The organism is Vibrio sp. 1288, from assembly GCF_033344475.1.
This window is the reverse complement of record NZ_JAWPOX010000004.1, coordinates 57,276-72,174: the sequence shown is the minus strand read 5'-3', so window position 1 is coordinate 72,174 and position 14,899 is coordinate 57,276. Positions and strand designations below refer to the sequence as shown.

The 14,899-nt window shown below is 45.4% G+C and carries 14 protein-coding genes; 6 read left to right on the top strand and 8 right to left on the bottom strand.

All coding sequences use genetic code 11. The features are described 5' to 3' along the window. Window positions 1–104: 104 nt before the first annotated feature. Window positions 105–1,106 (top strand): sugar-binding transcriptional regulator, encoded by a 1,002-nt coding sequence (locus R8O11_RS04405; RefSeq protein WP_005387670.1) that lies wholly within the window; start codon window positions 105–107, stop codon window positions 1,104–1,106. Between the two features lie 165 nt (window positions 1,107–1,271). Here R8O11_RS04405 and R8O11_RS04400 read toward each other — a convergent pair whose 3' ends face one another. From R8O11_RS04400 to moeA, 5 genes are all read right to left on the bottom strand, one after another. Continuing rightward, window positions 1,272–2,102, bottom strand: coding sequence for a sulfurtransferase (locus R8O11_RS04400; RefSeq protein ID WP_053307244.1), 831 nt, complete (start codon window positions 2,100–2,102; stop codon window positions 1,272–1,274). Between the two features lie 129 nt (window positions 2,103–2,231). Continuing rightward, window positions 2,232–2,732 carry a hypothetical protein gene (locus R8O11_RS04395; RefSeq protein WP_053307245.1) on the bottom strand — a complete coding sequence of 167 codons (501 nt, stop codon included), beginning with the start codon at window positions 2,730–2,732 and terminating at the stop codon, window positions 2,232–2,234. A gap of 12 nt (window positions 2,733–2,744) precedes the next feature. Beyond that, window positions 2,745–4,850 (bottom strand): LruC domain-containing protein, encoded by a 2,106-nt coding sequence (locus tag R8O11_RS04390; protein WP_318193949.1) that lies wholly within the window; start codon window positions 4,848–4,850, stop codon window positions 2,745–2,747. 176 nt (window positions 4,851–5,026) lie between these two features. Next, the gene (gene moeB, locus R8O11_RS04385) at window positions 5,027–5,776 is read right to left on the bottom strand and encodes a molybdopterin-synthase adenylyltransferase MoeB (RefSeq protein WP_115386547.1); all 750 of its coding nucleotides are present in this window, start codon (window positions 5,774–5,776) and stop codon (window positions 5,027–5,029) included. A 9-nt stretch (window positions 5,777–5,785) separates the two neighbouring features. Continuing rightward, the gene (gene moeA, locus R8O11_RS04380) at window positions 5,786–7,021 is read right to left on the bottom strand and encodes a molybdopterin molybdotransferase MoeA (RefSeq protein ID WP_213886151.1); all 1,236 of its coding nucleotides are present in this window, start codon (window positions 7,019–7,021) and stop codon (window positions 5,786–5,788) included. Window positions 7,022–7,308: 287 nt separating this feature from the next. Here moeA and folE point away from each other — a divergent pair, with 287 nt between their 5' ends. Further along, window positions 7,309–7,962 carry a GTP cyclohydrolase I FolE gene (gene folE, locus R8O11_RS04375; RefSeq protein WP_005373478.1) on the top strand — a complete coding sequence of 218 codons (654 nt, stop codon included), beginning with the start codon at window positions 7,309–7,311 and terminating at the stop codon, window positions 7,960–7,962. A gap of 45 nt (window positions 7,963–8,007) precedes the next feature. Here the strand turns inward: folE and R8O11_RS04370 are convergent, their stop codons facing one another. Together R8O11_RS04370 and clcA are read right to left on the bottom strand one after the other, a co-directional pair. Next, window positions 8,008–8,955 (bottom strand): TDT family transporter, encoded by a 948-nt coding sequence (locus R8O11_RS04370; protein ID WP_005373475.1) that lies wholly within the window; start codon window positions 8,953–8,955, stop codon window positions 8,008–8,010. 260 nt (window positions 8,956–9,215) lie between these two features. Beyond that, the gene (gene clcA, locus R8O11_RS04365) at window positions 9,216–10,619 is read right to left on the bottom strand and encodes a H(+)/Cl(-) exchange transporter ClcA (RefSeq protein ID WP_213893508.1); all 1,404 of its coding nucleotides are present in this window, start codon (window positions 10,617–10,619) and stop codon (window positions 9,216–9,218) included. Window positions 10,620–11,074: 455 nt separating this feature from the next. Here clcA and R8O11_RS04360 point away from each other — a divergent pair, with 455 nt between their 5' ends. Further along, entirely contained in the window at window positions 11,075–11,689 is a 615-nt protein-coding gene (locus R8O11_RS04360; protein WP_246542898.1) for a hypothetical protein, read from the top strand. Here R8O11_RS04360 and R8O11_RS04355 read toward each other — a convergent pair. Continuing rightward, window positions 11,670–12,083 (bottom strand): helix-turn-helix domain-containing protein, encoded by a 414-nt coding sequence (locus tag R8O11_RS04355; protein WP_005387686.1) that lies wholly within the window; start codon window positions 12,081–12,083, stop codon window positions 11,670–11,672. The two genes, R8O11_RS04360 and R8O11_RS04355, sit on opposite strands and share 20 nt — an antisense overlap. A gap of 95 nt (window positions 12,084–12,178) precedes the next feature. Between R8O11_RS04355 and R8O11_RS04350 the strand changes: the two genes are divergently transcribed. The 3 genes from R8O11_RS04350 (at window position 12,179) to R8O11_RS04340 (ending at window position 14,896) form a co-directional block, all read left to right on the top strand. Next, window positions 12,179–13,087, top strand: coding sequence for an aldo/keto reductase (locus R8O11_RS04350; protein ID WP_213886149.1), 909 nt, complete (start codon window positions 12,179–12,181; stop codon window positions 13,085–13,087). A gap of 367 nt (window positions 13,088–13,454) precedes the next feature. After that, complete coding sequence (locus tag R8O11_RS04345; protein WP_213886148.1) at window positions 13,455–14,459, top strand: response regulator; 1,005 nt, start codon at window positions 13,455–13,457, stop codon at window positions 14,457–14,459. After that, window positions 14,459–14,896 carry a PAS domain-containing protein gene (locus R8O11_RS04340; protein ID WP_005373463.1) on the top strand — a complete coding sequence of 146 codons (438 nt, stop codon included), beginning with the start codon at window positions 14,459–14,461 and terminating at the stop codon, window positions 14,894–14,896. Before R8O11_RS04345 ends, R8O11_RS04340 begins: the two co-directional genes overlap by 1 nt. The last annotated feature ends 3 nt before the right edge of the window (window positions 14,897–14,899 follow it).

Genomic DNA, 14,899 nt, shown 5'->3' with positions numbered 1-14,899 from the left:
GAGCAAATGTAGCGTTTAAATTGATAAAGAACATATGCTAAGTCAATGAGCATATGTTCACTTATTGCATACAATATCGATCCTCTTAAAGGGCGAGAGAAACCATGAGCAGTTCTAATCAAGATATTTCCATTGAAAACACGGATTTGTTGACAGAGATTTCCGTCGCGTATTATCAAGACGGTGCGACTCAGGAAGAGATATCGAGAAAATTTGCCATATCACGCGCAAAGGTCGGGCGAATGCTCAAGCAGGCGCGTGATGAAGGCATTGTTGAAATTACCGTTAAATACCATCCGGTGTTCAGCGCCAAGATTGAACAACGTTTGATCGAGCGATTCGGCGTTAAGCGCGCGCTTGTTGCTCTTGATCAACCGAATGAAGAAGCGCAACGACTACAGGTATCGGGATTGGTGTCCAATTATCTCACTAGCACGCTCAAAAACGGCATGGTGGTGACGGTCGGACAAGGGCGCAACGTGTCGTCTGTCGCTCACCATATTGGTGTTATTACGCCGCGTGACTGTAAATTTGTGTGTGGCATTGGTGGTATTCACCCGCGTGGCGGTATGTATAACGCCGACCATATTTGTCGTCAGTTGGCGAAGAAATATGGGGGAACCTCTGAAACCCTTTATGCGCCGGCATACGCAGAAAATAGAGAACAGAAGTTGGCCTTCATGCAAAATGCAACCGTGAAACAAACGCTCGACCTAGCACGTAAAGCCGATGTTGCTTTGGTTGGTATTGGTGACATGAGCGAAAACAGTTACATGGTCGACTTAGGTTGGTTTACGCCTGATGAAGTGGTTCAGTCGAGACTTCAACAAGGTGTGGTAGGGGATTTTGCAGGTTATGACTTCTTTGATATTCACGGTAATGTAGCGAACACGGTAATGAGTGACCGAGTAATTGGACTTGGTATTGAAGAGTTTCGGCCGATCTCGGAAGTCATTGCGATCGCAGCTGAGAACAGCAAGCCACTCGCTCTACTCGGAGCATTAAGAACTGGAGCGATAGACGTGATCGCCACGAGCGTTAGTAACGCATTAACCGTGCTCAACTTAGATGAGCAAATGCACGGTAACGCGACATCTGAACGCTAACGGAAATAGTCGGCTTTTGATGTAGTCAGGCTATGAGGAGGGACAAATCACTCATAGCCAGTTTCTATTTCGAAATGACAAGTTTGGTTTAGAAGCTGCGTTTAGTTTATTGGAACACATCATCTTTAGATAAACGTAAGATACTTTGTTAAACAGACACTTGTCTTAACGCTCGATAGGTAGAGAGTGGTCAGCACCCCATTCGGTCCAAGAACCGTCGTACACCGACAGATTGTCTAGACCAATTTGATACGCCGCGAGTAATAAAATGCATGCGGTTACACCGGAACCGCAACTAAAAATAATCGAATTGTCACTATCTATCGTTAGTGCGCTAAATATCTGTTGCAACTCTGAGTTTGGTTTAATGTGACCGTTGGTCAAGAGTTCTTGAAACGGTAAGCAAACCGAATTTGGAATGTGCCCACTACGTAGACCTTCTCGTGGCTCAGGCACTTCACCAAGGAAGCGAGCTTTGGCTCTGGCATCGATGATGTTGGCACTTTTATTGGTTGAATGAGCAAGAACATCTTGTGCACTCAAAAAGGCATTTTGGTTGAGCTTGCCCGCAAAGTTGCCTTCTTCGCTTGGTTGCGATAGGGCACTTTCGGCAGGGAGTCCTGCTTCAATCCAAGCTGGAAGACCGCCGTTTAAGACTCGAACATTATCATGTCCCATAGCTTTGAACATCCACCAAGCTCTTGGCGCGGCTAAAGTGCCAGAGTTGTCGTAAACCACAATCAAATCTTCGTTGTTCAAACCGAGTTGTAGCGCACTTTGGTTGAAGCCTTCTTCTGTTGGCATCATATGCGGCAGGGAAGAACCGGGTAAGCAAAAGTCATTGTCGTAATCAAAGCGTAAAGTATTTGGAATCCACTTATCTTGAATCTTTTTGCCTTCAGAAGGGATTTGAAACGCAATACTAGCGTCGAGGAGCTTGACGTTAGGTTGGCCGAGAAGGCTATTGAGTTCATCAGTACTAATCAGTGCTTGCATTGTCTTTAGTTTGCTAGGTGGATAATCTTACTGTTTTACAACAAAAAAATCGCATGTTCAAAAGAACGATGCGATTTTTAAGTTAAAGATTGAAGATTTGTTCTGAAAGACAGCTTTCGATTTACCCAGTTACATGGTCCAAGTGTTGTCTCCAGAAGTAATCACTTTCTGAATTGGGTCACTACCGTCATAGAACCAAATTTCAACAAGTAGGCTACCTTGGCTATCAGAAACATTAAAGTCGACATTTGCTGTACCATTGTTGAGTGGAACCGATGCGACTTTGCTTGGGTATTTTGCATCGTAGTTACCTGAACTGTTCTCGACAAACTCTTTGTACACGCTTAGGTGTGCTCGTTGTGAAGAGAAACCACTGATGTCTACATTGAGCGTACCTTCCGTCACTGGGTTGTAGCTAAAGCCATCTGGTACTACTAGATCCTGCATGGTTGCATCTTCTACAGTTACGGTAGTCTCTTCTACGGTTGTTTCTTCCTGTTGGGTTGTGTCTTCCTCTGCAACGGTGGTTTGGGTTGGTGGAGGTGGTGTACTGTTACCACCTCCGCCGCCACCGCCTCCGCCACAAGCCGTTAGTGCTAATCCCATGATGATTGTGATAAGTGCTTTCATAATGTTATCTCCCTATGGAATGTAGCATTTGTTAGGTGTTGGAGCGGTGTGCCAATCTGTGCTTAGTTCGCCACCAGACTCAGCCCAAGTTTGGAATTGAGGGTATGCATCGACCATGTCTACACGCTCTAGCGGCCAATCCCAATCTTCTACTATCAACAGTGCCCAAGGTAAGTTGTTTGCTGTTTTGAAGTACACACCTTGTGCTGGGTCACTTGCATCGACGCCGACACCGAAGAGGTTTTGGTCATCAAACTGTTCTGTTGGTGCTTGGTCTGCTAAGTGAACTTCCCATTTACGACCTGGTTGGAAGGTAATCCCGTCGCCATGGTAAGTCCCCGGCGTTGCGAAGATGAACGGGTCGTATGGCATGGCTTGAATCGCAGAACGGTCAGAGCCTTCAGTGAAGTACACATTCAAGGTAAAGGTGAGTGAGACGTTATCATCACAGCCAGACTCTGTGCGGAAGTAGCTACAGCTGCTCGCCGCGTGTGTGCTTAAGTCTTCACTGATGATGAAAATTGCTTCATCAGAAATACTTTCCAAGCCATTAGATGCTTGCTCTACACCATTGAAGGATAGCGTTGTTAATCCGTTTTCAATCGAGCTTCTCAATACACCCGGTAGTCGGATTGCGAAGCCATTTTTGTAACTTGCGCCGTAAGCCGCTAGGTCACCTGTAATCTGGATATTCTCAACATGACCAGCAAGACTGGTTTCAGTGATGCGGAATTTCACGACCACATCGTTCATGTCGTAGTCTGCGGTGTATGGCCAATTATCTTCATAAGCCACGGTGGCGTAATCTTCTGCACTCGGGAAATATTTCACTGAGTAGCCATTACCAGTGATGGTAATTGGGTAATCTTCCACCTCACCAGATGTCGAACCACCATCGTAGTTTAATCCGGTTTGTTGGCTAAAGCGGAATCGACTCCAGCTTGAACCTTCTGTTGCAGCGGTTGAAACTACAAACGGTAGGGGATTATTACCCGCAGACAGTAATTGGTCGGTAAAGACTTGCTCACCTTCATCATCAAAGTCACCATCGCGGTTCCAGTCAAACCATGCTGATAGGTAGCCAGAAGTAGAAGCTGTCACATTCACAATTGAGCTTAAGCCTGGATCAAGTGCGGATACAAAACCAACACCATCTTCATCAGCTGTGCCCACAGAGTTATCGTTTGCCTGTCCGTCGGCATCACCATCTGGAGCGACGGAACCAAGCCAAGTTACACCGTCCACTTCGTGACGAGGACCGTTTGACGCAAGTGTTGTGTGGTAGCTGTCTGGAGCATCACCGAAATCAATTGGCTCGTCTTCGTTAATCACCGGAGCATTTGCACAACGTGCACCGTCATTTTGGCTTGAGCTTGGACCGTTGGATACAAACTCAACCGCAGGAACGATACCTGCTGCGATATTGGCTGCGTTACCTTCCGAAAGGTCAACGCGATAGATTTTGCCATCTTGGTTACGTGACACGTAGTAGTTGCCGTTTACATCGAAGTAGCCAGCACCAAATGTGCCTTTCTCACCTGTGTCACCTATCGCAGTTGCGCTACCATTTGATGGGTTGAACTGATATAGCACACCAGAGTTGTTGTCGATGCCGTAAAGGGAGCCATCACCTGGATGGAATGCAAAGTCAGTTAGGTTCACTGTCGCTGTTGAGCTAATTTTCACGATGCTCAATGTCGCATTTGGATCAGAATCGAGCGGAGAAAGGTCAATGGAGAAAAGTCCTTTGCCTTTGCGGTACAAGTAGTAGACGTGGTTGTAAACGTCGCCAACGTAAAACGTGTGGTCGGTAGGAAGGCCCGAAACATTAAGTGTCTCTGCTTGGAAGTCTTTACCAAGACGAACAATCTTTTTGTTTGTGGTGTCGTAGCCGTAGATATAACGGTCAGTGAAGTTAAAGCCTACACCGTTGATGCCCGAAGCCAAACCTGTGTCGTCCTCTAAAAGAGTCGTAGAGCCTGTAACCAAATTGACGCCATAGATTTGAACCGGGGTTGATTGGAATAGGTATGCTTGGCTTGGGCACGTATCAAATGGCGCCGCTTGTGCATAAGCGCTCACTATTAGAGACCCAAGTAGTAGTGATGTCCTTTTCATAATTCGCCCTCTCATTGGTTCGTGATATATGCAATGAAAGGAATGTGCCAACTTTTAAATTGTTGAATTTTATGAAGTTAAAATTTGTAAGAAGAAGGGTTTTAAATCTGATTGTCAAAATGAGAAAAAAGCCCAACATCGAGTTGGGCTTTTTGGGAATGATTAGAGGTTTAGAACTAACTACAAACCGGACAGGTTGGCATTTTCATCAGATTCATTTCTCGCCAAGACATGCTGAGCGCGTCCAAAATCAGAATTTTGCCTTTCTTTGGTTGGCCGTAATCAGCAATCACTTTGATCGTCTCCATCGCTTGTACTGCGCCAACAATACCCACAACAGGAGCCATGACTCCGGCTTCGACACAACTTAACGCACCGCTGCCGAAGAGGGCACTTAAGCACTGGTAACATGGTTGAGTTGGGTCGTCGTAAGTAAACACACTCACTTGGCCTTCCATACGAATAGCCGCGCCTGAAATTAGCGGTGTTTTAGTCGCAAAACATAGGCGGTTAAGTTGATTGCGCGTATCGACGTTATCTGATGCATCAACAACAATTGTGTGCTGTTCGATCAAGCTTTTTAGCTCTGTATCATCAAGACGCTTTGCGATGGTATCTACAATGATGTTCGGGTTAAGTTCGCGTAGCGCATTGGCCGCCGAGTCTACCTTCTTACGACCAATATCCGCATCGTGGTGCAGCACTTGGCGCTGAAGGTTAGACAACTCGACGATATCATCATCAATCAGCGTGATTTTACCGACACCAGCAGTCGCCAAATATTGGCTTGATGCGCAGCCTAAACCGCCAGCACCAAGCATCAATACCGATGCTTGTTTGAGTGCTTCTTGTCCTTCAAAGTCAAACTGACGAAGAATGATTTGGCGGTTGTAACGCAACATTTCCTGATCGGAAAGAATATCCACAACGTCTTCCTAGTAAAGGGTTGAGTTGAATAGTTGAATCTGAACCGTTTCGCCCACTTCAACTCGGCCGCGTTCACGTTCCAATACAACAAAACAGTTCGCTAGGCTCATTGAGCGGAATGCACCAGAGCTTTGGTTACCGGTTGTTTCAACGACAAACTTGCCATCTTCCAATGTATAGATACCACGTTGGTAATCGGTACGACCTGGCGCTTTTTTAAAGGCGGTTTTGGTTGTTGCTGGAATAGATTCGGGTGCTTTCCATTCTGTATGGCCTGCAAGTTTTGCCAGCATTGGTTGAACAAGCACGTACATAGTAAGAACTGCAGAAACAGGGTTACCCGGCAGCCCACAGAACCAAGCTGTACTTAGCTTACCAAATGCGAAAGGTTTACCCGGCTTGATTGCTAACTTCCAGAAACCGATTTCACCAAGCTCTTCAAGAATGTCTTTGGTGTAATCCGCTTCGCCCACACTAACACCGCCTGAGGTCACAACCACATCTGCCAATGTTTGCGCTTGTTCAAAGGTTGCTTTCAGAGTCTCTGGGCAATCTGGAATGATGCCAAGATCAACGGCTTCACAACCGAAGTTCTCGATAAGTGGTTTAATACCGTAACGGTTGCTGTCGTAGATCTGACCTTCGTCTAGCGGTTCGCCCAGTGCTTTAAGTTCATCACCAGTAGAGAAGAAAGCAACTTTGGGTTTACGCACTACTGTCACATGGCTTATACCAAGAGACGCAATCATCGGAATATCGCGAGGTGTCAAACGTGCACCTTTTGCCAGTACGATGTCGCCTTGTTTGATGTCGTCACCTGTTGGGCGGATGTTGTTTTGTGGCTTCACGTCGGTTTGGTTGAACTGAATGCCATCATCTGTTAGTTCAGTATTTTCTTGCATGATAACGGCATCACAACCCTGTGGGATTTTTGCGCCAGTCATGATGCGAACACAGGTACCTTGAGGCCATTCACCTTCAAAAGGTTGTCCTGCAAATGATTTACCTGCCAGAGGCAATACAGAAGATGACTCAAGATCTTGAATGCGAATAGCGTAGCCATCCATTGCTGAGTTGTCGAATGGCGGTACGTGGATAGGAGACAAGATATCTTCTGCCAGTACAAAACCGAGTGCTTCAGCAAGTGGAAGAGAAAGCGTTGTTTGGATAGGTTTGATTCGCGATAACATTTTGTCCATCGCTTCTTCAATTGGCATCAAGCCAGGTGCGTCGCAGCAGCCCATTGAGAAAATCCTGTGTTCTTTTGTTTTGTGGCAACTTTACCATAAAAGGGGACTGAGTAAGAATGTCCACCTATAAAATATGGGTGTAATTATTCAAAAATCCGAGTATCCTTGTCAGCCATCCAAAAGGGGTAAAAAACCTGCGGAGCTCAAGAAAATCAGCTCAGTACCTTCATCTGATGTGACTTGGTGTAAAGACACGAACTGAGCAACTCAAAGCGAAAAGTATGAATGCAATTTTGATTGGGTTTGTACGAAGGCTGAAGTAAAACAAAAGAGGAAGTGGAATGTCAGGTCTTAGCGAGTCAGCGAAGTTAGTAAAAGAAGCGCTAGAGCAACGCGGTTTGGAAACGCCAATGCGTCCAAACAACGTAAGTCGTGAAGAGAAGAAAGAGAAGATCGAACACCACATGCGTGAGATCTTAGGTCTACTTCAACTTGACCTCACTGACGATAGCCTAGAAGAAACCCCTCACCGCATTGCTAAGATGTACGTTGACGAAATCTTCTCTGGTCTGGATTACTCCAACTTTCCTAAAATCACGGTGATTGAGAACAAGATGAACGTGAGCGAGATGGTTCGCGTGAAGGACATCACAGTGACCAGTACTTGTGAACACCACCTTGTGACCATCGATGGCAAGGCTGCTGTGGCTTACATTCCACGTGGCAAGATCATTGGCCTGTCAAAGATCAACCGTATCGTTCGCTTCTTTGCCCAGCGTCCACAAGTTCAAGAGCGTATGACTCAGCAAATTCTTGTTGCACTTCAAACGTTGCTTGAGTCCGATGATGTGGCAGTGACGATTGACGCAACACACTACTGCGTGAAATCTCGCGGTGTGATGGATGCAACCAGCGAAACCACGACAACAGCATTGGGCGGTATCTTCAAAAGCAACCCAGCAACGCGTGCCGAGTTTCTGCACGGTTTACGTTAGGTAACCAAGCACTATTCTAAGAGGATGGCAAACGCCATCCTTTTTTTATGCTTGTTTAGAAAATGACTTCATGATTTCTGGCCAATACATTTTGACGTAACCTGCCGATACCCAAACAACCAATACAGTCGCGATACTGAGCTCTAGAAAACCAAAGTCGTGCAGCCAGTGCCAGTGAGGGTGCGATTCGGCAAAAAAAGAGGTTAAGCGATGCATTGCGATAGCGCTGATCACGGAAGGAAAGGTTACTGCCGCGATAGAAGGTTGAAACTTCAAGCGAAGTAAGCGGAAGTAACATAAGTAGATCAATAAAGTCATAGTGATGGCGATCCCTGCCAATGCGCCTGTTAGTATCGGATCAGGTAAGGGAAAGTTCACCAAGTATGCTGCTAATGACAAGTTTACCGGCGCGGCCATAATCGCGAGGGTCGGTCTTGCTCGCCTTGGTAGAGAGCCGAAAAACACCAAACGATACAACACGAGTGGCAGCATGAAGAAATAAATGCCGATGCACATCATCGCTAACGTTTCGGAGAATAAGTTGTGACCTAGTTGAGAACCGGCTAGTGAACTACTGATCAGCCCCACCGGATAAAGAAACCAACTCGGTACGATATTGGACATTTTGAAGTTCATTAGCTGAAAGCTAAAAAACAGCACCATCATAGTAAAATGCAGCAAAAGCGCCATAAACCAAAGTGGATAAGCGATGATAGGCGCTACAGCGGCAAGATAATCTGCAAGGATCAGTAACGCCATACTCATTGGTGCCATTAAACTACCACTCAGCGGGTGACGAATGTCGACCATGAATAATCGTGGATTAGCGGCATATTTTATGAGTACAGGGGCGAGTAAAAGTGCGCCGAGTGACGCCAAAAATGGGCGTATCGGTTCACCAATCTCAGGAACATAGAGTGCCCAAGCTTGCCCTAAACCTATCATACCTAGTGCCAACGCGGCTTGAGACGGCGGGACACTATAAAACTGCACAAGTCTTCTCCAGTTCAAATCTACTCCATTTGATTTTTGCCTGAATGAAACGAAACATGACGATTTGGATGAAATGCTCTATTTAAGTAGCGAATACTAACAAGTATGGAGAGGGGTTTCTCATGAAAGGTGGTGAGCAAATATCAGAGAATGATAATTTTGTGAGTTTGGTATCGAATATTTGGGAAAAGATGTAAAAATGCAGAGTTTATCGCTCCAAACCCTTAGTAGTCTGGAGCGAAGTGATAACAAAGAGAATGTTATGTTGATTGATTCTCCGGTAGATCCTGCTGGCGTAACTTTTCGTTTTTGATTGTGCGATGCAGCAGCTGGCTGTAAATAGGTTGTCCACCCAACAATTGAGCAATAATCACAGCGCCCAAACAAGTAATGATCAATGGCAGGATTAAGTAGTAGTTATTCGTCATTTCAATCACTAACAGAATACCAGTAATCGGTGCACGTACCGTTGCAGCAAACAGGGCACCCATGCCCGCAATCGCAAATACACCAGGCTCGATATCAAGCGCAGGGAGCAAGACATCAGCACTTGATCCGAACGCATAGCCAAATAAGGTTCCCAGAGCAAGCATAGGTGCAAAGATGCCTCCCGGCGCACCAGAACCAAAACAGAGCAGGGTTGTAATTACACGACCAAAGAAAAGCAAAACTAAAATGGATACCGAGTAGTTACCGTTAGTAATGTCAGGAATAAGGCCGATACCACCACCAGTTAGTTGGGGTACGTACAAAAGAAGCAAACCAAACACGCCTCCCAGTAACGAACCCACAATCAAGTAGCGCTTACGATCGTTTTTGTGAATTGCGACAAAACTGTCTTGTGCCACGGTAATCAGTTTATTGAAGATCACGCCAAACACGCCAAACAATGCGCCAAGCAATAAAAACAGCCATAGGGTTTGAAGCTCTGGCGACTGGTATTGCGGCATAGTGATAACGGCGTCTTGCCCGTTGATGGCGCGAAACACTATGTTCGCCATAATGGCAGAAATGATCACTGCGCGAATTGAGATCAAAGAGTAGCGAAACTGAGGTCGCATTTCCTCCACAACGAACATAATGCCTGCGAGTGGGGCATTAAAAGCCGCAGCCAAACCGCCAGCAGCACCAGAAGCGAGCAGGGAGTGGCGGGTATCGTCATCCTTTACCCGGAATATATCGGTCACCATTCGACCAACAGCGCCCCCCATTTGAACGGTTGGGCCTTCACGACCCAGCACCATACCTGAGCCAAGTGCGCCCATGCCGCCGAAGAATTTTACTGGTAGAACTCGCCACCAGCGCACTGGACGAATATTATCCATTGCCCCTTCGATTTCAGGAATACCAGAACCTGCCGCTTCTGGCGCAAAGCGGTGCACAAGAAAATAGCCAATAAAAGCTAAAAGTGCGCTAATGAGAACCGCTGCCAGCCACAACGGTAGAACATTACCAATTTCGCTTCTTAACCATTCTGTTCGTGTTTCAGAAACGAAATGAACGGCAAGCTCGAAATACGTACCGACAAAACCAGCCAACGTACCCACAATGGCGGCCATAATGAGAACAGAAAATGGTGTTGACCCTCGAGAGACAAACTGGTTAATCGCATCTTTCGGTACGTGCGCCAACACAGATTTCACAATTCTCTCGCGTTTGGTCATTAACAAGCTCTCCTGTTGCTGGGGGAAGGGACGAAAGAAAGTATACGCTTCGCAGAGTCTAGACCTAATCAATAAAGATGCAATTTAGCTTTTCACTATTGAGTGTTTGAAGTGTCGCGATATTATTCATTCACTCAGATTGTGCTATTGCTCTCATAATTTAGGATAAAAAACTTGTTTTTTGAGAAAAATGAACCATGCTTTAAATGTAAAGCAACATGACTGCTTCAGAAGGAGGGATGTGAGGTTTTACACACAATTTGGATGGATTCAAACCCTACGGTAAGTCCTCGTTTTATGTTCGGGATGCATCAATAGACATCGCCGATTCGCACACTCACGATTGAGTAACGAGGTAGAGGCGCACGCACATGTGCGCCTTCTTAATTTCTGCGTTATAACTTTCATCACCACCTGCCACTATTTTTCTCTTGAACATTTTCTTGCAGTTAGTAATGTCTTGGTTCGATGTCAACCAACTAGAGCAGTGCATGCGCTTTTATCTTCGACTCTTACTTTCTTTATGTTGTTGTTCGGTAACGTTTCCGGCACTTTCAACGCCGAACTGGTGGCAAGACACGTTGTCAGCAATGCCATATTCCAATCTAAAAGAACGTATAGAAAAAAGTGGAAGCTGGTATGGTTGCGAAGTGCAGTTGCGGGACAACTCAACGTTTATCAGCGCATTTTGTTTGGATGATTTTTCGTACTACCAGCAGCACTTGTATGGCGAAGTGATTTTGAGAAGAGAAAGAGCTCAGTTCTCGTTTCTCACTGAATACGAGTGGCAGCGTCTGAATGACTTACTCCTCAACTTAAGAAAGGATGGGTTAGTTTTACGCAGAGTTACTATCGGACAAGAACACTATGATGTCGTTGAAGCTCTGGAAAAGAAATCTTCCGAACTTGTCGATAAAGAAGTTATTTTGTTGATGAACCGCTATCCGCAAGAAGCGATTCGAAGTTTGCTTTGGGTAAAACCGGACGAGTTTCTGACGCCATCACCGTCCTTAAATGTGGACTTGCGCAGTGATGGCGAAATTATCGAGGTCAAAGTGACTCGTTTTTAGATTCTTTATGGAGAGATAGGAAGGTCGCCATTGCTGATTCATCCAAAAAACCATCCGATTTTTTGTGAGCGCGCAGGTATTGATATCCTGCAATTAGCTTGCGGTGTAGCTCTTCTGCATCGTCTGACAACGGCTGATTCATAACGTGTTGAAAGGCAAGTTTGTACGCATCCATATCCACGACTTCAGCACGGCGATATAAATAACCGCATCCCGTTGCTAACCATTCGAGAGAGCAATTGGCGCGCATTGCAATTTGATTTGCTTTAGTTAGGCTAGGTTCACTGCCTTTAAGGTATTTGCGTATTAAAGCTTCAGACACATCGACGCGTCGTGCGAACCCGCTGATGCTTTCTTCTCCGATCAGGGTGGCTAGGCGTTGGGCAAAAGACATATTTCGTACTCCAGTTCGAATTGCGAAAGTTTACCCGTTGAGCCGGTACGAAAACAAGACTACGATGAATGCAGATCAATTGAAGGAGAAAATCCATGGTTGCAAAAGTAGTAACTGCACCAAAAGGCCCAGAGTTCTCAGAGCTGGTTCAAGGATATTGGCGTGCAGTTGAGTGGGGAATGACGGCTCAAGAGCGTTTGTCATTTCTTAAGCAACATATTGAGTTAGGCATTACCACGGTCGATCACGCCGACATATACGGTAATTACGAGTGTGAGAAGTTGTTTGGTGAAGCGCTAGCTTTAGACAAGAGTGTTCGTGAGCAAATTCAGATCGTGACGAAATGCGACATCAATTTGTGTGGCGATAAAACGCCAGAGCGTAAGATCAATCACTACGACACGAGCTCAGCACATATCTACCAATCGGTGAATAACTCGCTAGAACGTTTGAATGTGGATGAAATCGACGTACTTTTAATTCATCGTCCTGACGTGTTAATGGATGCAGACGAGGTTGCAGAAGCATTTTCTGAGCTTCACAAAGTCGGCAAAGTGAAGCACTTTGGCGTGTCTAACTTCACTCCACGCCAGTTTGAACTGCTGCAATCTCGCTTAGGTAAGCCGTTGGTTACTAACCAAGTGGAAATCAACCCACTTAACTTTGAGGTTGCACACGATGGAACGCTTGATCAAATGCAAATGTTGCGCACGCGACCAATGGCTTGGTCTTGCCTCGGTGGTGGTTCAATTTTTAGTGGTGACAGTGAGCAAGCTGTTCGTGTCCGTAACGAATTAGAAGCAATTCGTGAAGAAGTGGGCGCAGCGAGTATTGACCAAGTAATTTATGCCTGGGTACGTCGTTTGCCATCTAACCCTATTCCAATCATTGGCTCTGGTAAAATCGAGCGTGTGCAAACTGCAGTTAATGCATTGAATATCGAACTTACTCGAGAGCAATGGTATCGCGTATGGGTGGCTTCTAAAGGTCATGGTGTGCCATAGAATTGATATCTGATCGATGAAATTATTATTAAAGGCATCCTCTAGCAGGGTGCCTTTTTAGTTTTCGCGCGTTACAGTTTACCCATTATGGAAATGGAAAGAATGAAATTCGAGCAAAAATGGGCTTTGGATGTTAGATGCAACTTTTTGCTTACTTTGGGTGGAGGAGTTTTACCCATGTTTGTTTTATGTCACTAAACAGCGAATGTGATGCTTGCTTTTTAGTCATTTTGTTCACTCATTCATTCATATTGCGTATGCTTATTGAATAATAAAGAAATAAAAAACTCGTCAGTTTTCTCGTATTACATGCTGTAACAATCTGTTAGACTCCGGCGCAGATTGTGGAATATAAAAAGGTGATTGAATGTCTTTTCCCGTACTCATCTGTGATGATTCAGCGTTAGCACGCAAACAGATGGCGAGATCACTACCAGCCACATTGAATGCCGATATTACGTTTGCTATCCACGGAAAAAACGCGCTAGAAGAACTCGAAAAAAACGAGTTTAAATTGATGTTTCTTGATTTGACCATGCCAGAAATGGATGGCTTTGAAACACTAGAGCACATGCAACGGTTGGGGGATAAAACTCCGGTGGTTGTTGTGTCGGGGGATATCCAACCTAAAGCGAAAGAGCGTGTGTTCGCACTGGGTGCAAAAGCGTTTATTCAAAAACCGATCGCCAAAGATGAACTCAAGAAGGCGCTTAAAGAGTTGGTCGAGCCAGAACCTTGCCCTCAAATTATCACGCCTGTCTCTATTGAGTTACCGATTTTACGTCGTCGCGATATTTACATGGAAGTGGCTAACGTTTCAATTGGTCGAGCAGCCGATGCGTTGGCGCGTCACTTTGACGTGTTTGTGCAACTACCTCTGCCGAACGTCAATATCTTTGAAGTGAGCGAACTTCACATGGCGCTACGCGACTTGGCGTCGCATGACAACGTATCGGGCGTTTGTCAGGGATTTTGTGGCGAAGGTATTGCTGGCGAAGCGCTAGTGATTTTGAGTGATTCGAGCGTATCTGATCTCAAAAAGTTGATGAAAGTACCAGCAGACAGCGAAGAGCTAGAAGAGCTTGAGCTGCTAATGGATATTTCTAATATTTTGGTGGGGTCGTTCTTAAATGGTTTAGGCGAGCAGTCTGAAGTCCGATTCTTCCAAAGTCCACCAGTACTCCTTGGTCAGCATATCTCAATTGACTCGATCATTGAATCTACAACTGGAGCATTCAGCCGCACGATGACATTCGAAGTGAGCTACAACATTGAAGGAACGTCGATTCGTTGTGACTTGTTGTTTATGTTTGTGGATGAATCCTTGCCGTTGCTTGATAACAAACTGTCTTATCTAATGGAGGAGTTCTAATGTTGAATATGCCAGCAGAGTTTGAACAATTCCATTGGATGGTGGATATGGTACAAAACGTCGATATGGGCTTAGTGGTCATTGATCGAGATTACAATGTACAGGTCTGGAATGGGTTTATGACTCATCACAGTGGTTTGCAGTCTCATGATGCGATTGGTCGTTCTATATTTGATATCTTCCCTGAAATCCCACAGGAGTGGTTTAAATTAAAAACAAAACCAGTGTATGACCTAGGCTGCCGCAGCTTCATCACATGGCGACAACGACCTTACTTATTCTGCTGTCGCAATGTTCGACCAGTCACGCAGCAAGCGGAGTTTATGTACCAGAATGTTACGTTGAACCCAATGCGCACACCGACTGGAAAAATCAACTCGTTGTTTTTGTCTATACAAGACGCGACGGCTGAAGCTCTGATGTCTCAGAATCAATAGCGA